Origin of the sequence: Nocardia sp. NBC_01503 (assembly GCF_036327755.1) — a bacterium.
GTDB lineage: Bacteria > Actinomycetota > Actinomycetes > Mycobacteriales > Mycobacteriaceae > Nocardia.
The window spans coordinates 4,909,052-4,931,810 of the sequence record NZ_CP109596.1; the positions used below are offsets into that span (position 1 = coordinate 4,909,052).

Annotated in this window: 20 protein-coding genes and 1 pseudogene; 10 read left to right on the forward strand and 11 right to left on the reverse strand. The window is 66.3% G+C overall.

The window, feature by feature from the left end:
• Positions 1-274 precede the first annotated feature (274 nt).
• The 7 genes from OHB26_RS22045 to OHB26_RS22075 form a co-directional block, all read right to left on the reverse strand.
• Positions 275-1,378: a hypothetical protein gene (locus OHB26_RS22045; protein WP_330179167.1), complete on the reverse strand. Its 1,104-nt coding sequence runs from the start codon at positions 1,376-1,378 to the stop codon at positions 275-277.
• 323 nt (positions 1,379-1,701) lie between these two features.
• Positions 1,702-1,971: a hypothetical protein gene (locus tag OHB26_RS22050; RefSeq protein WP_330179168.1), complete on the reverse strand. Its 270-nt coding sequence runs from the start codon at positions 1,969-1,971 to the stop codon at positions 1,702-1,704.
• Between the two features lie 421 nt (positions 1,972-2,392).
• Complete coding sequence (locus OHB26_RS22055; protein ID WP_330179169.1) at positions 2,393-2,797, reverse strand: hypothetical protein; 405 nt, start codon at positions 2,795-2,797, stop codon at positions 2,393-2,395.
• A gap of 174 nt (positions 2,798-2,971) precedes the next feature.
• Complete coding sequence (locus tag OHB26_RS22060) at positions 2,972-3,283, reverse strand: hypothetical protein (RefSeq protein ID WP_330179170.1); 312 nt, start codon at positions 3,281-3,283, stop codon at positions 2,972-2,974.
• A 246-nt stretch (positions 3,284-3,529) separates the two neighbouring features.
• Entirely contained in the window at positions 3,530-4,075 is a 546-nt protein-coding gene (locus OHB26_RS22065) for a carboxymuconolactone decarboxylase family protein (RefSeq protein WP_330179171.1), read from the reverse strand.
• A 213-nt stretch (positions 4,076-4,288) separates the two neighbouring features.
• Entirely contained in the window at positions 4,289-4,504 is a 216-nt protein-coding gene (locus tag OHB26_RS22070; RefSeq protein ID WP_330179172.1) for a hypothetical protein, read from the reverse strand.
• A gap of 223 nt (positions 4,505-4,727) precedes the next feature.
• The gene (locus OHB26_RS22075) at positions 4,728-4,919 is read right to left on the reverse strand and encodes a hypothetical protein (RefSeq protein ID WP_330185917.1); all 192 of its coding nucleotides are present in this window, start codon (positions 4,917-4,919) and stop codon (positions 4,728-4,730) included.
• Between OHB26_RS22075 and OHB26_RS22080 the strand changes: the two are divergent.
• Positions 4,869-6,308: pseudogene (locus OHB26_RS22080) on the forward strand (GMC oxidoreductase); the annotation flags it as partial. The gene OHB26_RS22075 and the pseudogene OHB26_RS22080 overlap by 51 nt on opposite strands.
• A gap of 8 nt (positions 6,309-6,316) precedes the next feature.
• On the opposite strand, the gene OHB26_RS22085 reads toward OHB26_RS22080, so the two are convergent.
• Positions 6,317-7,330 carry an LLM class flavin-dependent oxidoreductase gene (locus tag OHB26_RS22085; RefSeq protein WP_330179173.1) on the reverse strand — a complete coding sequence of 338 codons (1,014 nt, stop codon included), beginning with the start codon at positions 7,328-7,330 and terminating at the stop codon, positions 6,317-6,319.
• A 255-nt stretch (positions 7,331-7,585) separates the two neighbouring features.
• Here OHB26_RS22085 and map point away from each other — a divergent pair, with 255 nt between their 5' ends.
• The 3 genes from map to OHB26_RS22100 all read left to right on the forward strand — a co-directional run bounded on the left by map (position 7,586) and on the right by OHB26_RS22100 (position 11,127).
• Positions 7,586-8,449 (forward strand): type I methionyl aminopeptidase, encoded by an 864-nt coding sequence (gene map, locus OHB26_RS22090; RefSeq protein WP_330179174.1) that lies wholly within the window; start codon positions 7,586-7,588, stop codon positions 8,447-8,449.
• 61 nt (positions 8,450-8,510) lie between these two features.
• Complete coding sequence (locus OHB26_RS22095) at positions 8,511-10,121, forward strand: cobyric acid synthase (RefSeq protein WP_330179175.1); 1,611 nt, start codon at positions 8,511-8,513, stop codon at positions 10,119-10,121.
• Positions 10,122-10,563: 442 nt separating this feature from the next.
• The gene (locus tag OHB26_RS22100) at positions 10,564-11,127 is read left to right on the forward strand and encodes an alpha/beta hydrolase (protein ID WP_330179176.1); all 564 of its coding nucleotides are present in this window, start codon (positions 10,564-10,566) and stop codon (positions 11,125-11,127) included.
• A gap of 219 nt (positions 11,128-11,346) precedes the next feature.
• Here the strand turns inward: OHB26_RS22100 and OHB26_RS22105 are convergent, their stop codons facing one another.
• On the reverse strand, positions 11,347-12,348 hold the full coding sequence (locus tag OHB26_RS22105; protein WP_330185740.1) for an alpha/beta hydrolase: 1,002 nt from the start codon (positions 12,346-12,348) through the stop codon (positions 11,347-11,349).
• Between the two features lie 283 nt (positions 12,349-12,631).
• On the opposite strand from OHB26_RS22105, the gene mqo reads away from it, so the two are divergent.
• From mqo to OHB26_RS22135, 6 genes are all read left to right on the forward strand, one after another.
• Positions 12,632-14,098 (forward strand): malate dehydrogenase (quinone), encoded by a 1,467-nt coding sequence (mqo, locus tag OHB26_RS22110; RefSeq protein ID WP_442942696.1) that lies wholly within the window; start codon positions 12,632-12,634, stop codon positions 14,096-14,098.
• A gap of 18 nt (positions 14,099-14,116) precedes the next feature.
• Complete coding sequence (locus OHB26_RS22115) at positions 14,117-14,569, forward strand: GNAT family N-acetyltransferase (RefSeq protein ID WP_330179178.1); 453 nt, start codon at positions 14,117-14,119, stop codon at positions 14,567-14,569.
• 399 nt (positions 14,570-14,968) lie between these two features.
• A complete protein-coding gene (locus OHB26_RS22120; protein ID WP_330179179.1) occupies positions 14,969-17,125 on the forward strand; it encodes a magnesium chelatase subunit D family protein in 2,157 nt (718 codons plus the stop codon).
• A gap of 197 nt (positions 17,126-17,322) precedes the next feature.
• Positions 17,323-17,943: a cob(I)yrinic acid a,c-diamide adenosyltransferase gene (gene cobO, locus OHB26_RS22125; protein ID WP_330179180.1), complete on the forward strand. Its 621-nt coding sequence runs from the start codon at positions 17,323-17,325 to the stop codon at positions 17,941-17,943.
• 109 nt (positions 17,944-18,052) lie between these two features.
• Complete coding sequence (locus OHB26_RS22130) at positions 18,053-19,606, forward strand: cobyrinate a,c-diamide synthase (RefSeq protein WP_330179181.1); 1,554 nt, start codon at positions 18,053-18,055, stop codon at positions 19,604-19,606.
• A 259-nt stretch (positions 19,607-19,865) separates the two neighbouring features.
• Positions 19,866-20,249 carry a cobalamin biosynthesis protein gene (locus tag OHB26_RS22135; RefSeq protein WP_330179182.1) on the forward strand — a complete coding sequence of 128 codons (384 nt, stop codon included), beginning with the start codon at positions 19,866-19,868 and terminating at the stop codon, positions 20,247-20,249.
• A gap of 126 nt (positions 20,250-20,375) precedes the next feature.
• On the opposite strand, the gene OHB26_RS22140 is transcribed toward OHB26_RS22135, so the two are convergent.
• Both OHB26_RS22140 and OHB26_RS22145 read right to left on the reverse strand, forming a co-directional pair.
• Positions 20,376-21,476: a hypothetical protein gene (locus OHB26_RS22140; protein WP_330185741.1), complete on the reverse strand. Its 1,101-nt coding sequence runs from the start codon at positions 21,474-21,476 to the stop codon at positions 20,376-20,378.
• Between the two features lie 16 nt (positions 21,477-21,492).
• Complete coding sequence (locus tag OHB26_RS22145; protein ID WP_330179183.1) at positions 21,493-22,626, reverse strand: phosphotransferase family protein; 1,134 nt, start codon at positions 22,624-22,626, stop codon at positions 21,493-21,495.
• Positions 22,627-22,759 lie beyond the last annotated feature (133 nt).

The window sequence follows — 22,759 nt, forward strand, 5'->3', positions numbered from 1 at the left end:
GGCGAATGCCGGGCACCGCGCCTCATGCCGACGTTCATCGTTCCAACCAACCCCCCTGACTATCCACCCGTGTTCACACTGACCGCAGAGCCGCCATCATGGAAGGTCGCGCCCCACTGCACCGGTCATGGGTTGCCGTCATCACCCAAATCGGTTGAACTGCGCCGACCCTCGTCAGAGCAAGTCATTTCGACTGCACTCTGGCATCTCAAATCGAAAATACCTGCCAGCGGTGGAGCAGAGACCCCACCGAATATGCCAGCCGTGTCGGCGGTCAGTCGATAAAGTCCGGTGAAGATACGACACGGATCTGACGAACTATCTGAAAGCAAGTCGCAAGTACGTCGAATACTCCATAGACTTTTGCTACCATATCAAGATATGGAATTCCAGCAGGATTTTCACTACTGACAATCAGTCCGCGTCGCAAATCATGCCTTGCTGTTGCATGCCCGATGTCGTTGCGGGTCTTGTTACTTAACAGGCTTACCCAGCCTTCCCAGCCGGGTACAGCCGAGACGTAATGGAGCTTATCCGCGTTCGCCATCTTCTCGAAAGAGGCAATTCCGGTTGGGTTATTCTTCCGGGTCAAGCCTGCGGGAACGTCGACGCCAAAAAGTTCGGGATCTCCACGTTTTATGACATTCTGCACGGCAACCAGGTACCGCAAGAATTTGCAGGCGATCTCAAAGCCCTGCTGATAGAGATCGCGCAAAGTGTCGAATTCATCCCTGAACAATCGAAGATCAGCGAGGGCTTCGCGATTCTCATCGGGAATTACTCTGCCCAGTACGCCCATCGTCCAGCATTCGAAGCGCTGAACGAAGTGGTCAGTCACGTCGAGTAGTGATCGTTGGAGTGCGCTGATCCGTCCTGATTCGGATTCCGCCACTGCGAAGGCCCGGTAGCGATCATTCTGTATTGCTGCCATGTGTTTTCGGAGAAATCTCCCCATGAAGATGGATGAGGCTTCATGGTGGTCATCGATCATATTGGCCAAAGCCGTGCCGACCGCATGGTGCGCCACAGCGGCGCGCTCATGAGTGGTCTCGCCCCGCGTCCACTCGTCTCCGAAAGATTCCTCGGCAATCTTGCTGAACCTTACCCAATCGCCCTCCAGATAGTATTCGTATAGGCGTCGGGCCTGTGGCCATAGATTTTCAGCCGCGTAATTCCCTCGCGACAGGCACATCATGAGGTCTTGGATTCGATCATTTCCAGCAAGCATTAGTAAAGTCAGCGATGGGCCGGATCCGAGACCGTCAAACGTAACCGATTCATAACGACTCGGCACGTTAGGGTCAACAGTTACTATCATCTCGTGGTTTGCATCGTCGCTGAGTTGCGTGGCCTCGAACTCAACCTTGAAAGTGTCCAAAGCCTCGCCATGTGATCGGCCGCGGATTGGAAGTTTGCAGGCCGGACACGGGACATAGAATCGTGTCATCTTGGTGGGCGCGATGCCCAACCTCACCACGAATGTCACATTGCATCCGGGACACACGATCGAACACCGGGATATCACGCAGTAACTGTACGCCGTAGGCGGTGCAGGCACACCCGAATAAACTGGCGTGATAGTGCCGATCGGAACTGCCGTTCGAAGCGAGCAGCGCAGCGTTCGATGGAGACCCCTCATCGGCAGAATAGGATGTCTGTGACCGCGGTTCAGCCAGCTGCTCGAGGTCGGTGGGCGGCCGCCTATGGGACCGGGACCATTTCCGGGTGCACCACTGTGGCAGGGGTTTTCGCGAGATCGTCGTACCGGCCGAATGCCGTGTCGAAGAGTGCGCGCAGGTAGCCGCGCTGCAAGTCCAGTGAGTTGTGTGGGTCGATGGTGCCGACCGTTTTGGTGGCGAATTCGGCGGGCACGATGCCCATCCTGGCCAGGACGGGAACGATCAGTTGGTGGTCACTGAACGAAAGGTGCTGTGCTCCCTCGAGCCGATCGCCGAATGAATGCCCGGCCATAGCGATTTTCGACAGGTCGAGTATTCCGGCGAGATTTGTGGGCAGCGAATGCCCGTCGGCGTCCGGCTCGTGCCGGTGCTGAGGTCGGCTCCCGCGGCAGGCCCATGCCGGGAGAGAACAGCACGATCGCCCGCCGCCCGCCCGCGCTGTCCACGGGTGTGTCGAATTGACCGTGGCTGGGCGCGAACGTCCAGGATCCGGTGATCGGTAAGCCCATCGTGGCCAGGCTTTCTGCGTAGGCCCGCGCCATCGGTCCGGAAATCCAGGGCCGCATCGGTATTGCGGCGTGACCGGCGGCTGGATACCAGCGGGTGACCATCAACTCGCGTGCACGATCCGGGGCATACGGATCGCGGCGAGACGAATCGAGCAGATGTAGATCCACTACGCGTTCACAGGGTCCCGGCCCGCTATTCCACGTTCAGAACGATGAGCCCGTGCCGCCGAAGGGCCACGGCGGAATCGGCCCGTTGTCGACCACCGCATTGTCGTACCGCATCCCGAAGATCTGATTGTCCTCGTCGCACCAGCGCTCACGGTCGGTCGGACAGCGCTCGCGATGACTACCACAATCACCACCCACGACCGATGTCCTGTGTGCCGGAAGGTAGGCACGGATTACGTGTGGCTTTTCTCTACCGCAGTCGAAGATCACGTCCACGCGATAGGTGTCGTCAGTTTCGTTGCGGCACCACTTGCCGGTGCACGAGACCCAGGGAGCCAGCACGACCGTATCGGCCGCGGCGGCCTGCGGTGCGGCAACACCGACGGCAATCGCGAACAACGGGCTGGTGATGCCCAACAGGGCTGTCAATCGGCGCGGCATACGCTGGAAACTACAAGCCGCGCCAGGTGGGCGGTATCGGGCAAGTTACCCAATGTGATTCGAGAAGTGCCCTCTGCTGGAGGCCATACGGGGTGACGGGTATCCATTGCCGAAACCGTGTGCGCACTCACGAAATCCAGGCGCGCACACGGGGGTTCGGGTTACCGGAAACTGTCAGGCGCAGGCGCGGTTGAGTTCATCGGTGACCGTGGCCAGGTCGGTGATCTCGGGGTCGCGCAGCGCATCGACATAGGCGGAGATGCCATCGCGCTCCGCGCCACCGGCGACGACCAACAATCCGGAAAGCCGGTCGGCAAGGGCTTCCGCGGTCTCCGCATCGAGTCCCGCCGGGCTGTCGATCGCGGTGTTGATCAGCTCAATCGCCTTCGAGCACACCGGCGAACCCGCGTGAGCTGCCGGTCCCGGGATGATCACCGAACCGAGCACACCGGCGCCGAGCAGCACACCGGCAAGGATTTTCGACATATTGACCTCTACTACTGGATAGGGATAGGGCGAGCGTCATCGACGGTAGGCAGATTAAGCCCTTCCCGGTATCGGGCATATGGCCCAACCGTCACGCAGTCGGTGTCGAAGGTCGGCTCACTTCGATGAGCCGTGCGAACACGGTCTCCGCCGTCTGGGTCCCAGGGTCTACTCCACCCGCTCCGAGAACGGCTATCGGCCCGAACCGCACTCGGGGTACGGTCCGGGCCGGATATGGATCGATGATCAGTGCTCGTGGTGGCGCACGACCGGCCAGTCGATATCGGTCTCGACAGCCTTGTTCAGGTAGTTGGTGAACACATTGAGCGCGACATTGGCGATGACCTCGGTGATCTCACCATCGGTCAGACCGCCCGCCCGGGCAGTCTTGATATCGGTTTCCTCGACACCCCCGCGCGTGCGCACCACCGAGGTCGCGAACGCCAGTACCGCGGCGGCCTTCGCATCGCTGGACTCGCCGTGGCGGCTGGCCTCGATCTCGGCGCTATCCAGCTTGGCGATATTCGCACCGATGTAGGAATGCGCGGAAAGGCAGTAGTCGCAACCGTTCTCCTCGGCGACCAGCAGTGCGATCCGTTCCCGGATACCCGCCGAGAGCGCGCCGCCGCCGAGGGCTCCGGAGAAACCCAAGTAGGCCTCGAGTACGGCCGGGCTGTTGACCATGGCCTTGGTCATATTCGGGGTGACGCCGAGCGCCTTCTGCACACCGGCGAGCAGGTCGGCAGCCTTACCGGTCGCGGTGTCGGGCTGAATCAAGGGCAGACGGGACATGGGTCGATCCTGTTCTCGTGGAGGATGTTCAATGACCGGTTCGATGTAACCGGTCACTGACATATAGAAGGTTAGACAGCGGTGGCGCATTCCCGAATCGCGAAGAGACTTTCCGGAGCTGGCACCGCTGGTTGAAACCCTAGGACCGGGGAGAGTGTTGGTCGGCGGACAGAATCCGCCATGATGCGGTCCGTGAACACCTGAACCGTCGGGCTATCGCGCGGAGTCTTCCCGGCGCGTGACCATGCCGCCGAGAGTGGCGGAGATATTGGCCAGGGTGGGGTGCACGGGAGGTGGGGTGGGGGTTCTGGTGGTCGCGGCGGATTCGTTGTCCGCGGTGAGGCGGTAGACGGTGCGCTCCAGAATGGGCAGGATGGCGGTGATTTCCATTGTGCCGGTGGCGAATCGGGCGATCAGGGCCATGACCATATTCGGCAGGATGACGGCGATGTCGTCGATATAGGACTGATCGATGCCGTGCCCCGGAATGGCACGGCGATCAGCTGTGGACCACCTGCGCCGACAACGGATTCCTGGCGCTGGAACTCGATGCCGCCGTCTACACCCCGCCCGCCGATCAACGCTCCACCGTCGGCTCCTGATCACCCTGCGGCATAAGCACTCTCCGCACCTTTCGAAGGTCTCGCATGCCCTACTCTCGCGTCGCTCCCTGCTGCTCGGCGCCGCCGCGGCCGGAGCCGTCCTCGCCGGAACCCGAAACACCCCCGCGCGCACCGGAATAGCCGCGCGCGTCAACAGCGTCCCCCTCACCCGTGAAGAGCATCGCGTCGTCGTGATCGGCTCCGGATTCGGCGGCGGCGTCACCGCCCTGCGCCTGGCGCAAGCGGGCGTCCCGGTACTGGTGCTCGAGCGCGGTATGCGCTGGCCCACCGGTCCCGACGCGGAGACCTTTCCCCGCGCCTCCGCACCCGACAAACGCATGCTCTGGTATCGCTCCAGCCCCGAACTCTTCGGCAAGCCAATGGTTTTCGAGCCGTGCACCGGACTGGTCGAGGCGGTGCCTGGGGAGAATCGCCCTGTGCGCGGCCGGTCTCGGCGGTGGATCGCTCATCTACCAGGGCATGTCACTACAACCCTCGGAAGCGGTGTTCAACACCCATCTCCCGGAGCGGTTGGACTGGCAGACCATGAACCGCGTGCACTATCCGCGCGCCACCCGCATGCTCAATCTCGCTGTCGCACCGGATGATCTGATCAGCAGCCCCAATTACGCCGCCGCCCGACACTTCGCCGATCGAGTGCGGCAGGCGGGTCTGCCGCTGTCCAAGATCCTCATGCCCATCGACTGGAATTACGCCCTCGCGGAACTGTGCGGCGAGATGAAGCCCGCCTACACCAATGGCGACGGAGCCATGGGCGTGAACAATGACGGCAAGCATTCGGTCGACGTGACCTATCTCGCCGCCGCCGAGGCCACCGGCCGGGTGACAATCCAGACGCTGCAACAGGTTTCGGAGATCGAACGCGCCGCAGACGGCCGCTGGACCGTCCATGTCGAACAGCTCGACACCTCCGGAACCGTGGTCGCGGAGAAGATCATCACCACCACGGCCCTCGTGATGGCGGCGGGCAGCCTCAATACCACCCGTTTGCTCATGCGCGCCGGTGCCACAGGGCAGATCCCCGACCTGCCCGCCGCGCTCGGACAGGGCTGGGGCACCAATGCCGACCGCATCTACGTCTGGACCGACCCGGCCTCGAATTTCGGTACCGCGCAAGGCGGTCCGGTCGTCTACGGCAGTTTGAACCGGGACGACCCGCACGGCGCGCATACGGTCATCCAGGCATCGATTCCACCGCTGTCGGTGGACCCCGAGAGCACCATGATGGTCGGCTACGGCGTCAGCGACGGCCGCGGCGAATTCCGTTACGACGCAACGACCGACGCCGCCCGCCTGTACTGGCCGAGCGACGGCGACAGCTTCATCCAGGACAATCGCCTCGGCCCGACCACCCGCCGAATCGCCGGTCCCGCAGGCATTCTCACCGATACCAACGCCGCCTTCCCCTCCACCTGGCATCCGCTCGGTGGGCGTCCATGGGTACGGTATGCGATCTCGAGGGCAGAGTCCTCGGCCAGCGCGGACTCTACGTCCTCGACGGTGCCCTCATGCCGGGAAACACCGCCGCCTGCAATCTCTCCCTGACCATCGCGGCGGTCGCCGAACGCGCGCTCGACGTCCTGATCGCCCAGGACGTCGGCACGGTGATCCAGCCGGATCAGCGGACCTGCGGGGCCACCTTCTCGCCGAGCAGTTCGATATTGCGCAGCACCTTCTCGTGCGGGAGGGTGCCCACGCTGGTGTGCAGCATGAACCGATCCAGGCCGAGATCGTCGCGGACGGCGGCGATCTTGCCCGCCACGTAGTCGGGCGTACCCACGAACAGCGATCCGCGCTGCGAGCGCAGGGCCGCGAACTGTTCACGAGTCATCGGTCCCCAACCGCGTTCGCGGCCGATGCCGGACATGGCGCGGGCATACGGCGCGTAGAAGTCCGCGACCGCCTGCTCATCGGTGTCGGCGACATAGCCGTGCGCGTGCACCGCGACCGGCTGCGGTTCATGCCCGCCCTGCTCGAGCGCGCGGTGGTACAGCTCCACCAGCGGCTTGAAACGGGTGGGCTGCCCGCCGATGATCGCGATGGCCAGCGGCAAGCCCAAAAGTCCTGCGCGGACCACCGATTCGGGGCTACCGCCCACCGCGATCCATACCGGCAGCGGCCGGTTCTCGGTGCGCGGGTAGACGATCGCGTCGGTGAGCGGGGCGCGGAATTTGCCCTCCCAGGTGAGCGGCCCCTCCTCGCGGATCTTCAGCAGCAGGGCGAGTTTCTCCTCGAAGAGTTCGTCGTAGTCGGCCAGGTCGTAGCCGAACAGCGGGAACGATTCGATGAAGGAGCCGCGGCCCGCCATGAGTTCGGCTCGGCCATTGGACAATCCGTCCAGGGTGGCGAAATCCTGGTACGCCCGCACCGGATCGGCCGAGCTCAGCACCGTCACCGCACTGGTGAGCTGAATGCGCTCGGTGCGCGAGGCGATGGCGGCCAGCACCACGGCGGGGGAGGAGGCGGCGAAATCCTTGCGGTGGTGTTCGCCCACGCCATATACATCCAGACCGGCCTGTTCGGTGGCCACGGCCTCCTCGACGACCTGGCGCAGCCGCTCACCGGCGGTCGGCACCGGGCCATCCCCGCCGACGGGATGAGTCTCGGCGAATGTCGTCAGTCCCAGTTCCACGGCTTACGCACCTTCCAATGTTGTTTCCCTGTCAACCTGTCAGCTTAAACGGACTACGGTCCGGAAACATTCCGCGCTGGTACGGGCGGTGCCCTCGCTCAGTTCAGGTGGCGCATCGGACAGCCTCCCCGGCGGCCGCGACGGCGCGAGCCGGCCTGCGGTTCGGACATCGAGCGCAGACGGGGTCCGGGGGTGAGGTCCGGGAAATCCCCGGTGGAGGCGAGCCGCCCGCATCGGGCGGATAGTCTTGTTCTCATGTCAGTGCGCACCCGCCAACCCCTCGTTCCCGGCACCCAGTCGCCCATCCGCGAGGTGCCGAAGTCCATCGAGCGGCCCGAGTACGTCTGGAAGAAAACCGCCAACGAGGGCCATGAGCCCTGGGTGCAGACGCCCGAAACCATCGAGGCCATGCGCGTCGCGAGCAAGCTCGCGGCCCAGGCCCTCGAAGCGGCGGGCAAGGCGGTCGCCCCCGGCGTCACCACCGATGAGCTCGACCGCATCGTGCACGAATACTTGATCGACAACGGCGCGTACCCGTCGACGCTGGGCTACAAGGGCTTCCCCAAGTCCTGCTGCACCTCGCTCAATGAGGTCATCTGCCACGGCATTCCGGACTCCACCGTCATCGAGGACGGTGACATCGTCAATATCGATGTCACCGCCTACATCGGCGGCGTGCACGGCGACACCAACAAGACCTACCTCGCGGGCGATGTCGACGAGGAGGTGCGCCTGCTCGTCGAGCGCACCGAAGAGGCCACCATGCGCGCCATCAAAGCGGTCAAACCCGGCCGCGCGCTCAATGTGATCGGCCGCGTCATCGAGTCCTACGCCAACCGCTTCGACTACGGCGTGGTCCGCGACTTCACCGGGCACGGCGTCGGCCCCACCTTCCACAGCGGCCTGGTGATCCTGCATTACGACCAGCCCGCCGTGGAGTCCGAGATCGAGACCGGCATGACCTTCACCATCGAGCCCATGATCAACCTCGGCGGCATCGACTACGAGATCTGGCCGGACGGCTGGACCGTGGTCACCAAGGACCGCAAGTGGACCGCGCAGTTCGAGCACACCCTCGTGGTCAACGAGAACGGCGCAGAAATCCTCACCCTGCCGTGAGTCATTCCCCGTCATTCCGGCGTGCTCGTGGCCGGAAGCTGCTCGAGCGCGCTGGAATGACGTGGGGGGAGCGCGTGTGAAGGGCGCGCTGCTGATCGCGGGCACCACTTCCGACGCGGGGAAAAGCGTTGTGGTGGCTGGGCTTTGCCGCATGCTGGCCCGGCGCGGAGTGCGAGTCGCGCCGTTCAAGGCACAGAACATGTCCAACAACTCCGTCGTCACCCTGGACGGCGGGGAGATCGGCCGCGCCCAGGCACTGCAGGCGCGCGCCTGCGGGCTGGAACCGAGCGTGCGCTTCAACCCGGTGCTGCTCAAGCCCGGCAGCGACCGCCGCTCCCAACTCGTGGTGCGCGGCAAGGCGATCGACACGGTGGGCGCGAAGGACTACTTCCGCCACCGCACCGAGTTGCGCGCCATCGTCGCCGAGGAATTGGCCTCGCTGCGAGACGAATTCGACGTGGTGATCTGCGAGGGCGCGGGCTCACCCGCCGAAATCAATCTGCGCGCAACCGATCTCGCGAATATGGGCCTGGCCCGCGCCGCGAACCTCCCGGTGCTGCTGGTCGGCGACATCGACCGCGGCGGCGTGCTCGCCCACCTCTTCGGTACCGTCGCGATCCTGGAACCCGAAGACCAGCAACTCATCTCGGGCTACATCATCAATAAGTTCCGCGGCGATGTGGACCTGCTCCGCCCCGGCCTGGATCAGCTCACCGATCTGACCGGCCGCCCCACCCTCGGCGTCATCCCCTTCGCCGAAGACCTCTGGATCGACGCCGAAGACTCCCTCGGCACCATCGCCGACGCCCCCGTGGGCCGCTCCCGGCCCCCGCTCGGCAAGGACTGGCTCGCCGTCGCCGCCATCCGCCTGCCCCGCATCTCCAACTCCACCGACGTGGAGGCCCTCGCCTGCGAACCCGGCGTCTCCGTCCGCTGGGTCACCGACCCCTCCCGCCTCGCCGGAGCCGACCTGGTCGTCCTGCCCGGCAGCAAATCCACCGTCGGCGATCTGGAGTGGTTGCGGCACACCGGAATAGCCGCCGCGCTCCAGGAGCGAGCGACCAGGGGCGGCCCCATCCTCGGCATCTGCGGCGGCTACCAAATGCTCGCCCGCACCATCGAGGACCGCGTCGAATCCACCGCGGGCACCGTCGACGGCTTGGGCCTGCTCGACCTCGACATCGAATTCGCCGACCCGAAGGTCCTGCGCCGCAGTACGGGCTACGCCGCCGGCTACCCCGCTCGCGCGGCGGGTCTGTCCGACGCCAGTGGGGGAGGGGCAGCCCGCGGCGGCCTCGGCCAGGTTGGCCCGGCGGGAATTCCGGTGCACGGCTACGAGATTCATCACGGCCGGGTCCGCTCCACCGGCGACCGTCCGTGGCTGCTGCTCGGCGGCGAACCCGAAGGCAGCGTGCGCGGCGCGGTCTGGGGCACCCACCTGCACGGCGCACTCGAATCCGACGACTTCCGCCGCGCCTTCCTCCGCGATGTCGCCACCCACGTCGAGGCAGATTTCGTTGTAGCCGAAGATATTTCGGTCGATCAGGTCCGTACCACCCAACTGGACCTGCTGGCCGACCTCATGGAGAAATACCTCGACCTCCCCGCCCTGGAGCGCCTCATCGACAGCGGCGCACCCGCCGACCTCCCCACCCTGACGGTCAGCCGCTGACCACGACGGCCACGAATACCCGGCCAGCCCGTGTCATGGAGTGCCCGGCCCTTGCCATCGAATAGCAGGCCCATGCCCCACCATCCCGGCATGCTTTCGGCCGGGATCCACACGGGTTATGGCCCAACGGGTTTCGATGGATCCTGGCCAAAAGCGCGCCGGGATGCCGGGGTGGGGTCGTGTCGGGATGGCGGGGAGGGGTGGAGTAGTCCGCTCCAGCGGGGATCGGTGTCCAAGACCACGTGTGACTTCCGGCCGCGGCTTTGGTGATCGCCGACACTCGGGAAGCCCTGTCGGCCAGGCTAATCAGTGGTCTGCGGCACTCCCGGACCGGCTATCCCGGGGAATCCTCCGGCTCGACCGGCCGAATCGGTGACGCCGATCACCGCAATCCCGCCGACACGCGTTCGCGGCATTTGCGCGCCGTGTAGCGTTATCCGATATGGAATCTCGGCGGATCACGGTCGGTGACCGCGTATGGGCCGTGCGGGTCGGAGGCTCCGAATCCCGCCATCATGTGCTCCTACTCCCTGACGCGGGCGATCCGGCCGATGTATATGACCAGGTCTGTGAGCGTTTGCAGACCTCGGACCTGCGCACCATCGTCATCGAGCCCGCCGACGGGCTCGACAATACGGCGGTCTTCGGCATCCTCGACGAACTGAAGGTGCCCTGGGCCAACCTGGTCGGCGCCGGCACCGGCGCGGACCTCGCCTGGCAACTCGCGGCCCGTGGCTTCGGCCGGTTCATGAGCCTCATCGCCGCGGGCAGCGGTCATCCGGCCGCCGCCGGCGCCGACGGCACCATCGCCGACGCGACCTGCCCCCCGGTGGAGATCCCCACCACCCTGCTGGCCACCAAGCGCCTGCCCCGCGAGGCCGCCGAAGCCTCCGGCCGCTACGTCTACGGCGAATTCCGCCTCGTCCCGGTCGACGTCGCCGACGTGGCCTCCGAAGCGGGCCACGAACTGGCCACCGAAATAGTCCTGCGCACCAGCTTCTGGTGACCTGAGCCCCACCCAGCGGACTCCCGTTCAAGCGGTCCCCGGCCCCCGGCCCCCTCGTCATCCCGGCATGCTTTGGCCGGGATCCACCCCCGCGCACTTCTGCGGGTTTCGGTGGATCCCGGCCAAAAACGCGCCCGGATGACGGGACGTCATCTGCTGCCTGCACGACGGGACTTCGTCCGCGACCTGGATGACCGCGGGACCCACCCCGTCAGAGGCTCAGCGAGCGTCGGCCTCCGGGTTGGCGGCGAGCCACTCCAGCCATGAATCCAGCTCCGCGAAGGCTCGAGTGCGGGGCTGCTCCGAGGACAGGAACACATCGTGCCGCGCCCCCTCGATCGGCACGATATTGGTGCGATCGCCCAGGCATCCGGACCAGCGCTGGATCTGCTTCACATCCAGCACCACATCCGAGACATCGGCGGCCGGGCCGTACTTGCTCATGAACCTGGTCACCTTGGAGCGCAGCACCAGCGCGGGCACGCCGATATCGAGTCCGCGATGCACCCGGGCGTGTCCGCGCCGGATCGCCCGCAACCAGCCCGCGTGAACGGCGAAGCCGCTCAACGGCTTCCAGTCCAGGTTGTAATCCCACTCACCGGAGACGCTGCGGTGCAGACTGTCCCCGTAGGTCGACACCTTGCCCAGCGGCAGCGCGGCGAACGCGCGCATTCGGCCGATCCCCTGCAGCAGTGCGTTGCTCACCGGGTTCCGGTAGTACGACGGCCCCTGCAGGTCGAACCACGGGCTGTTCAACACCAGCCCCGAAATCCCCTGTGCGCGTGACCCTCCGGCCGCGTTGAGCCGGTTCAGCCACAGCGAGGTGACCAGCCCGCCCGTCGAATGCCCCATGACGATCACGGGCAGTCCGGTCTCCTCACGCATGATCTTCAGCGATCGGTTCAGCTCCACGTCGTACAGCGCGAGATCGCTCACATAGTGCGGTGTCTGCCCGGCCCGCGTGGACCGTCCGCACTTGCGCAGATCCAGCGCGTAGAACGCGATGCCCTGCGCCGCCAGATGCTGCGCGAGATGCTCTTGGAAGAAGTAGTCGGTGAATCCGTGCACGTACAGCACCGCGCTGGTCGGGACCGGCTGCCCGGTGGGTGTGTAGCGGATCAGTGTGGCGAAGGCGTCGCCCTCGCCGTCGGGGTCCGGGCCCAGTGCGAGCGTGAGTTGCTGATAGTCCGATCCGAGCTCGTCGGGCTGCCAGTCGCCGATGGCCCGGGGCGATGCGGACGTGGTTCCGGTGGATGACGTATCAGAGGTCACCAGCCCAAGATAATCGCCCGAGGTGAAGAGTGAGCTTCGAGGCATCTCTCACATTCGGGCTTTTCGTTGCCTGATTTCGGCGTGTCCAGGGGCACAATCGAACGTAGGTGAACGACGGGTAACCTAACTGCCGCTGGGTTGCCCTACACAGACAAGGAAGTCGATCAACGCCGTGTCGAACAATGCTGCCACGATTGAAAAGACCGATGTAGTCCTCATCGGCGCAGGCATCATGAGTGCCACCCTCGGCGCACTGCTTCGACAGGTGCAGCCGGACTGGTCGATTTCGCTCTTCGAGCGCCTCGACGCCGCCGCCGCGGAGTCCAGTGATCCGTGGAACAACGCGGGCACCGGTCACTCGGCCCTGTGCGAGCTGAACTACACGCCGCGGGCCGCCGACGGTTCGGTCGAGATCACCAAGGCGATCGATATCAACGAGCGCTTCCAGGTGTCGCGCCAGTTCTGGTCGCACGCGGTCGAGAACGGCATCCTGGCCGACCCGTCGAACTTCATCAACCCCATCCCGCACGTGAGCTTCACGCACGGCGCGGACGGCGTGGAATACCTGCGCAAGCGTCATGAGGCGCTGTCGCGGCATCCGCTGTTCGAGGGTATGGAGTACATCGCCGACAAGGACGAGTTCTCCCGGCGACTACCGCTGATGGCCAAGGGCCGCGACTTCTCCGATCCGGTCGCGCTGAACTGGACCGATTACGGCACCGATATCGACTTCGGCGAGCTCACCAAGGAGCTGCTGGCGTACCTGGGTCGCTCCGGTGGCGATATCGCCTTCGGGCATGAGGTGAAGAACCTCACCAAGCAGTCCGATGGTTCGTGGCTGGTCAAGGTCCGCAATCTGCGCACCGGCAAGACCCGTGTCATCAACTCCAAGTTCGTCTTCGTCGGCGCGGGCGGCGGCGCGCTGCCGCTGCTGCAGAAGTCGGGCATCAAGGAGATCTCCGGTTTCGGCGGTTTCCCGGTGTCGGGTCTGTTCCTGCGCTGCAAGAACCCGGAGCTGATCGCCCAGCACGAGGCCAAGGTGTACGGCCAGGCTTCGGTCGGCGCGCCGCCGATGTCGGTGCCGCACTTGGATACTCGCGTCATCAATGGTGAGCGCGGCCTGCTGTTCGGCCCGTACGCCGGTTGGACGCCCAAGTTCCTCAAGGACGGCAAGAACACCGACCTGTTCAAGTCGGTCAAGCCGAACAACCTGTTCTCCATGCTCGGCGTCGGTGTCACCGAGATGAGCCTGGTGCAGTACCTGGTCTCCGAACTGCTCAAGTCGCAGAACGGTCGCGTCGAGGTGATGGAGGAGTTCCTCCCGCGCGCCGAGGGCAAGGACTGGGATCTGATCATCGCCGGTCAGCGTGTACAGGTGATTCGCCGCAAGGGTGCGGGCGGTGTGCTCGAGCTCGGTACCGCGGTGGTCGCGGCCGAGGACGGCACCATCGCCGGTCTGCTCGGCGCCTCGCCGGGCGCGTCGACCTGTGTGAGCGCCATGCTCGATGTGATGAAGCGTTGCTTCCCGAGCGAATTCGCTTCGTGGGAGCCGAAACTCAAGGAGATGGTGCCCTCGCTGGGCGTCAAGCTCTCGGAGAATCAGGCGCTGTTCAAGGATGTCTGGGAGTGGTCGCAGAAGGCCCTGCACCTGGATTCCGCCAACACGCCCGAACAATCCGGGGTCGCATCTCACGCGTAGGTGTGATAGCAACAATCGATGATGTCAACGGTTGCTCTCAAAAGGTCGTGGGCCCAGGATCTGGATACCGCGACGCTGTACAAGCTGTTGAAACTTCGCGTAGAAGTCTTCGTCGTCGAGCAGAAATGCGCCTACCCGGAACTGGACGGTCTCGACCTAGGCGTCGAGACCCGTCACTTCTGGCTCGATGACGAGGGTGAGGTAATCTGCACCCTCCGTCTGCTCGAAGAGCACGATGACGGCGTGAAGTCCTTCCGCATCGGCCGCCTCTGCACCGCCCCCTCGGCCCGCGGACACGGCTACACCACCCGCGTCCTGCAAGCAGCCCTGGCCGAAGCGGGCTCCGGCGCCACCGTCCGCCTCAACGCCCAGACCTACCTGGTCGACATGTACACCAAACACGGCTTCAAGATCGACGGCGAAGAGTACATCGAAGACGGCATCCCGCACATCCCCATGCGCCGCGGCTGATCACCCGAAACATAAAGTCCCGCAACCACTCCCGGTTGCGGGACTTTTCGTTCCGGCTCGGCCGCCACGGACGTTTGGATATCTGAACGCGATGGCACCCCCGTCATCCCGGCATGTTTTTGGCCGGGATCCACACGAGCGGCACTTCAGCCGGTTTCGTGGATCCCGGCCAAAAGCGCGCCGGGAAGACGGGCGGAGTGTGCCGGGCTGGCGGGCGGGTGTGCCGGGATGACGGGCGGGTGTGCCGGGATGACGGGCGGCGCGCGGGCGACAGGGCGGCGGTCGGCGACAGGGCGGGTGGGGTGACGTGCGGCGGTGCCGGGGTGGCTGCGTCGGTTCGGCTGGTAGCGGTGCGGGGGTAGCGGGGGCGGTCGGTCGGGGCGCGCATAGAGTTGGGCTGTGTCCGTCTCCTCTGTGACTTACTCCGAATCCAAGCGTGCGGCCTCCGATGTCGAGGTCGGGTTTCCGTTCTCGGCGGTGGTGGGGCAGGAGCGGTTGCAGTTGGCTTTGATTCTCTGCGCCGTCCATCCCGGGATCGGTGGGGTGCTGGTGCGGGGCGAGAAGGGGACGGCGAAGTCGACCGTGGTTCGGGCGCTGGCGCAATTGTTGCCGCCGGTGGTGGACGAGAGTGGGGCCCGGCCCGCACGGCTGGTGGAGTTGCCGGTGGGGGCCACCGAGGACCGGGTGGTCGGGTCGCTGGACCTGGAGCGGGTGCTGCGCGATGGGGAGCAGGCGTTCAAGCCCGGTTTGCTCGCGGCCGCGCATCACGGCGTGCTCTATGTCGACGAGGTGAATCTGCTGCACGACCATCTGGTCGATGTGCTGCTCGATGCCGCCGCCATGGGGCGGGTGCATATCGAGCGCGATGGCGTATCGCATTCGCATCCGGCGCGATTCGTGCTCGTGGGCACCATGAATCCCGAAGAGGGCGAGCTGCGCCCGCAGCTGCTCGACCGCTTCGGGCTCACCGTGGACGTCGTCGCCTCCCGTGAGGTGGATGTCCGGATGGCCGTGGTGCGCCGCCGCCTCGACTTCGAAGCCGATCCCGCCGGGTTCGCCGCGAGCTACGCCGGTGCGGATCACGAAGTGGCGGAACGCATTCTGACCGCGCGCGACCGCATCGCCGAGGTCACCCTCGACAATGTGGAGCTGCGCCGCATCGCCGCGCTCTGCGCGACCTTCGATGTCGACGGTATGCGTGCCGACCTGGTCGTCGCCCGTACCGCCACCGCGCACGCCGCCTGGCGCGGCGGCGCTACCGTCACCGAGGCCGATGTGCGCATTGCCGCGGAACTCGCACTGCCACACCGTCGTAGGCGCGATCCGTTCGATGAACCGGGTATCAGCGAGGAACAACTCGACGACGCCATGGCGCAGGCGGCCGAGGAAGCGGCGCGAGCCGGTGACGACCTGGGAAAAGCTGAAGCGGCTCCGCGGCATGATGCGGAGTCGCGGGAACCGAATCCGGACGACGATCCCGACGGTCCCGGTGGTGGCGCGGATCCGCCTGCGGGTGAACAGGATTCACCGCAGGGTGCTGATCGGCAGAACTCGGCGCAGCCGGACGGTGGAGCCCCGGACGGTGCGCACGATGGGCCATTGGATGGTGTGCACGACGGCCCTGCGGACAATCGGGATTGGTCCACCCTCGACAGCTCGGCCGGTTCGGATTCGCCGCAGCGTCCGGGCGACCGCGACGAACCGGATGGCAAGGGCGACAAGCCATCCCAGCGTGAGGGTCGCTCCGCCGCACCCGCCCAATCCATCGCCAAACCTCCACGCTGGGAGGTCCCCGGCGTAGGTGAGGGCGCTCCCGGTCGTCGCTCCCGCGCGCGTACTCGTCAGGGTCGCGTCGTCCGCCCCACCCCCGAAACCGGCACCGGTCTGCACCTGCTCGGCACCATCTTCGCCGCCGCCCCGCACCAGCGGGCCCGTGGCCGCCTGACCGGCCCCCTCGAATTCGCCCCCGGTGATCTGCGCGGCGCGTATCGCGAAGGCCGCGAAGGCAATCTGGTCGTCTTCGTGGTCGACGCGTCGGGCTCCATGGCCTCCCGCGACCGCCTCTCCGCCGTCACCGGCGCGGTGGTGGCCCTGCTCCGCGACGCCTACCAGCGGCGCGACAAGGTCGCCGTCATCACGGTCCGCGGTCAGGACGCCGAACTGGTTCTGCCGCCCACCTCCTCGGTGGATATCGCCGTCCGCCGCCTCGCCGATATGCGCACCGGCGGCAAAACCCCACTCGCCCAAGGACTTCTGAAGGCCCGCGAGGTCGTCCACCGCGAACATATCCGCGACCCGCACCGCCGCCCCATGCTCGTCATGCTCACCGACGGCCGGGCCACCGGCGGCCCCGATCCGGTCCCGCGCGCCCGCGCCGCCGCCCGCCTGCTGGCCAATGAATCGGTCACCGCCATGGTCGTCGACTGTGAACGCGGCATGATCCGCCTCGGCCTGGCCCGCGACCTCGCCCGGGAGCTCCGCGGCGGCTACCTGCAACTGGCCGAACTCACCGGCGATTCCGTAGCGGGCGTGGTCCGAGCCACCCGCGCCGCCTGACCTGCTCACCCGCTCACCAGGAACTGATGGCAGCGTTTCGCCCCGAACCGCGCCACCAGTTCCTGCTCGAAGACCAGCTGACCTGCGCGAGGCACCCGCAACGTGGTGAGTGCGCCCGGCGCGGGGTGCGAGGTGGGCGTATGGCACCGTGGAGCGAGCGTGCGGCGACGGCCGCGCGGTGAAAGGAGTTCGATTCCATGCCCAAGGGTGTTCCGTTGGCCGAGAGCATTCCCGACGACGGGTTGACCACGCGGCAGCGGCGCAATCTGCCGGTGCTGGCCGTGCACACCGGACCGGGCAAGGGGAAGTCGACGGCCGCGTTCGGGATGGCGCTGCGGGCGTGGAATCAGGGCTTCGATGTGGCGGTGTTCCAATTCGTGAAGAGCGCCAAATGGAAGGTGGGGGAGGAGGCCGCCTTCCGCACCCTGGGGCAGCTGCACGAGGAGACCGGCGCGGGCGGGGCGGTCGAATGGCACAAGATGGGCGAGGGCTGGTCCTGGACCCGTAAACAGGGGTCCGATGAGGATCATGCCGCCGCGGCGCTGGCCGGATGGCAGGAGATCAAGCGGCGGCTCGAGGCCGAACAGCATCGCTTCTATGTGCTGGACGAGTTCACCTACCCGCTCAAATGGGGCTGGGTGGATGTGGACGAGGTCGTCGCGACGCTGCGCGATCGGCCCGGCAACCAGCATGTGGTGATCACCGGACGCGATGCCCCGCAGGCGCTCGTGGATGCCGCCGATCTCGTCACCGAGATGACGAAGGTCAAGCACCCGATGGACGCGGGCCGTAAAGGCCAGCGCGGCATCGAATGGTGAACACGGATCAACTCGCGGCGTCTATGGACGCCCTGGGGCGCTGGGGCATCCGCAGGTGCGCTGTGCGTGTGCCCGTACGCCTGAATACCGCTCGTGCCGGGGGTACGCGGTGAGCGTGCCCGCGGTGGTGATCGCCGCGCCCGCCTCGGGGAGCGGAAAGACCACGCTCGCAACCGGATTGATCGGCGCCCTGCGGCGCGCCGGACATCGGGTCGCACCGTTCAAGGTAGGCCCCGACTATATCGATCCCGGCTATCACGGTCTGGCCGCCGGACGTCCGGGCCGTAATCTGGACCCGGTGCTCTGCGGAGCCGAACGCGTTGTCCCGCTGTACCGCCACGGTAGCGCCGACTGCGATATCGCCGTGGTCGAGGGCGTTATGGGCCTGTTCGACGGCCGTATCGACGATAACAACACCGACCCCATCGCCGAGGGCTCCACCGCCCAGATCGCCGCCATGCTCGGCGCCCCGGTAGTCCTGGTCGTCGACGCTCGCGGCCACAGCCAGAGCCTGGCCGCCCTCCTGCACGGCTTCGCCACCTACGACAGCGGAATCCGTTTGGGTGGAGTAATTCTCAACCGCGTAGGCAGCGAACGCCACGAACAGGTCCTGCGCGCCGCCTGCACCCGAGTGGGCCTGCCGGTCCTGGGCGCACTCCCGCGCCTGGCCGAACTGTCTGTTCCGTCAAGGCATCTCGGCCTGATACCTGCGATAGAGCACGGCTCCGCCGCCCAATCCGCCGTGGACGCCATGACGGATCTCGTTGCCGCCCACATAGACCTGGCCGCAGTAGTCGCGCTGGCAGACTCTCGCACCACCGGCCCGGCCTGGAATCCCCGCGCCGAGCTGCGGGCTGCCGCCGAACTCGAAGCCGTCGCCGGACCACCGGCGGTCGCCACCGGGATCGGCGGCAACGATGAATCAGGCACTGGCGTAGGAGGTCTCACGAATACTTCGGGACCGGGCACGGGTGGCGGTGTGGTGGAGGCAGCGCTGGCGAATATCACCGAAGGTGCGTCAGCCGAGCGCAGCGCGGGCCCGGTGATCGCGGTGGCAGGCGGTGCCGCCTTCACCTTCGGCTATGCCGAGCACCGTGAACTCCTGGAGGCGGCCGGAGCGCGGGTGGTGGTCTTCGACCCCACCCGTGATGAACTCCCCACCGGCACAGCGGGTCTGGTGATTCCCGGTGGATTCCCCGAAGAGCACGCCGCCGACCTCTCCGCGAATACCGCTCTCCTGGCATCCATCGCCGACCAGGCTCGCCGGGGCTTGCCCATCCACGCCGAATGCGCGGGTCTGCTCTACCTGACCCGCTCCCTGGACGGCCACCGCATGGCCGGAGTGGTCGACGTCGACGCGGAGTTCGGCCCCCGCCTGACCCTCGGCTACCGAGATGCCGTGGCCCTCACCGACTCTCCCCTCTGGCGGGCGGGCGAACGCGTCCGAGGCCACGAGTTCCACCGCACCCGCCTAGCCGCCCCACCCACCGACTCGGTCGCCTGGGCCTGGCGCGCCCCCTCCGGCGAAACAGTCCGCGAAGGCGCGACCCTCCACAACGTCCACGCCTCCTACCTCCACACCCACCCCGCCGGCAACCCCGCCGCTATAGCCCGCTTCGTCACCGCCGCAAAAACTTTCGCCAGCACCCGCACCCCGGCATGACCCGCTTCGACCGGGGTTCCGCCGCATCGCGCACCGTGGGCGTGGGCGGTCGCCCCGGTCCGCGGGTCGCCGCCTTCGTTGCTGGAGTTCGACAAGCGACGGTCGCATGCCCGGCCACAGCGGACGGCCGAGGAAATGAGCCGGGTCTCCTGGCGGCTGCCGCCGACATCGACCCCGAACGACCATCGGGGCGCGAATTTCGCTCCCGCTCAGGGAGCGCTGACGCGGAGCCGGTCCGGGACTCCCCGGGCGTGAGCGCATGACATCGCGCGACCTCCCACCCGGTCCCTACGCGGTGGGGATCGGGCTGCGCGCGGGAGCGGAAGCCGCCATCATCGCCGCCGCCGTCCGAGCATGCCTGGGCGACTTCGAGATCGCCTGCCTGGCAACGGTCGATCGTCGCGCGAACGAGCCGGGCCTCGTAGGCGCGGCGCAGCTGCTCGGGGTGCCGGTGGTGGTATTCCCCGTCGATCAGCTGGCCCGGGTCCCGGTGCCGAATCCTTCGGCCCGCACCGCCGAGGCACTCGGCACGCCCAGCGTCGCCGAGGCCGCCGCGCTCTCGGCCTCGCGGGGCGGCGAACTGACCGTGCCGAAGACCGTCATCAGCGGAATTACCCTGGCCGCCGCGCTAATTCGCGATTGATTCCGAAGCCGTCGCCGTGATGGGCCACTTCACCGGACAGGGTCCGCCGCGCTCGCCGACCGGTTGGGTATCGGCGGCGCGGCGGGGGAGCGGGTCACGCGGGTGGCCTCGCTCGATTCGGATGGGTCAGGGGGCCACCGACCCCCAATCGGCGAAGCCGGTGGGGTCGTGGCGGCCGAGGGAGCCGTGTTCGAACAGGCCCCAGCCCTCGGCGTCGCCGCAGCGGGCTTTGCCGACGTGGTCGATGACGCCGAAGGGGATGCGGCCCGCGTTGGCGGGATCGGTGAGGTTGTAGACCTTGCTCTCGGACCAGTCGCGGCCCTTCCACTGGCCGTGCTGCCAGTCCGGATCGCCGCCGTAGCCCGCGCCGACGTGCAGGGCGATGAAGGTGCCCGCCTCGACCTCCACCTCCAACGGCTTGCCGTCGGGGGTGGTGAGTTCCAGACGCAGCGCGGTGGGGATGCGGGTGCCGGACTTATAGGTCAGATGCACTCGCGGCCAACCCAATTGCTCGATGCGGCCGTCATGCCAGATGCGGGTGGCATCGTTGAGGGTGCGGAAGCCGTTGGGCTCCTCCTGCACGATGACGATGATCGAGAAGTCGTCGAAGCGCAGCGGCACGTACAGCCACCAGAAGCCCTCGGACGGTTCCGAAGCCACGCGCCCCGGCGGATCGGATTCGCCGACGGGCCGGATACCCCAGGACCGGTCCCGGGTGCCCATCCAGCTCGCGGGATCGACGGCGAAGTCGGTGCCGTCCACATGCAGTGTGCCGGACCAGGATCCGACCTGCGCGAAGCGCTGCGCCTCGATCATGGCCTTGTTCATACCGGTGATGATGGTGTGCGCCTCCTCCTGTACGACGGGGAAGGAACCCTCCCAGGTCATATCGAAGGACAGATCGTCGTGCTCGCAGATCACCCGCAGCTTGCGCAGCGGTTCGATCACCTCGATGCGATAGCCGCCGACCGCCAGGTCCAGCCCGCGCTGTTCCAGCGCGTCGGAGAAGCGCACCGCGTGCTGGATATCCCCGCGTCGCACGGTGGCGAACGCGTCGGTCACACCCAGGTTCGGGTACACGCCGAAGCCGGTGACCAACATCAGATCACCGCTGGTGTCGATGGCGTTGTAGTAGCTGCGGTCGTAGAAGTTCTTGTCGCTGCTGGCAACTCGCGCCATGGGCTGCGGAGTCTGGTGGATCGGGTATTCGTCCAGCGGGCCGATCATGGGTCGCATATATCTCTCAATCCCAGGCGTAGGTGCCGTCGAGGAGGGCCTCGAGCAGTCGTCGGTGCATGACGTAGTCGTCGCGGTCGGCGGTGTCGGTGTCCTCGCCGAAATGGATCATGCGGCGCTTGATACGGGCCATGACAATGCCGTGCCGCAGCGCCGCGTAGGTGAGGTACCAGTCCAGATCGACCAAGGTGTGCCCGGTCTGCTCCTGATACAGCTTCTCGATATCGCTGCGGCGCAGGAAGTCCGGGAGTCCGGGCTGATCGAACTGGGTGGCGATGTCCTGGAAGAAGCGGTGAATCAGGATGGGCCAGGCCACATCCAGTTCGCGCGGGCCGATGGCGGCCATCTCCCAGTCCAGCACCGCGGCGGTCTCGCCGGTCTCCTCGGAGAACATGATGTTGCCCGGTCGCGCGTCACCCCAGCTGAGCACATCCGGTCCGGAGTCGCCCGGCCAGTTCTGCTCCAGGTATTCGAAGGTGCGCTCCAGCAACGGGATTCGGAATCCGTCATTGGCCAGCGCCCAGTTGTACCACTGCTTCTGCGCCTCGAAGTGCCGCCGCAGCGCCGACCCCTCGCCGTCCAGCATGGGGAACTTCTGCTCGGGATTCTCGATGCCGTGCACCTTGGCGATGGCCTCGACGGTCTTACGAGTGATCTCCAGCCGCTCCTCGGGGGTGGAGTCGAAGACCCAGCCGAAGAACACGTACGGCGGATTGTCTTCCGCCACACGGCCGCTCACCCGTCGCATGACGAAGAACGGCGATCCGAGGATGGACGCGTCGCTCTCCATCCAGCACAGCGGCGGCACCGGAATATCGGTGGCCTCGGCGACCCCGGCCATCACGGCGTACTGGGTTTCCAGATCGTAGTTCTCGAAGACCGGGAAGGCGCTCTGCTCCGGTGGCATCCGGGCCACGAAGGAGCCGCCCGCGGGCTCGCCGTCCTTGGTCCATTCGGCCTCGAAAAGCAGTGTGGTGCTGGACATGCCACCCGCCTGCGGTTTGGTCAGCGACGTCACGCGCGGCGCGTCATCGGCGTCGACCTTGGTGGCGAGCCACGCCGCCAACTGCTCCGCGAGTTGATCATTGTCCCGGTCCGAGACGGTGAGTTCCCATCTCTGGTTGGGGTCGTCGGCCGACATTCATTTCCTCCTGCAGTGGAAAGACAGGCGTGCCAGTGCGGGTCCGGGCCGGTGGGCTCGTTTGTGACACGGTTAACACGGTGTCCCGAAATGTAACGTGTTCCAGCCCGATTGTGCAGGGGTTCGGCGGGCG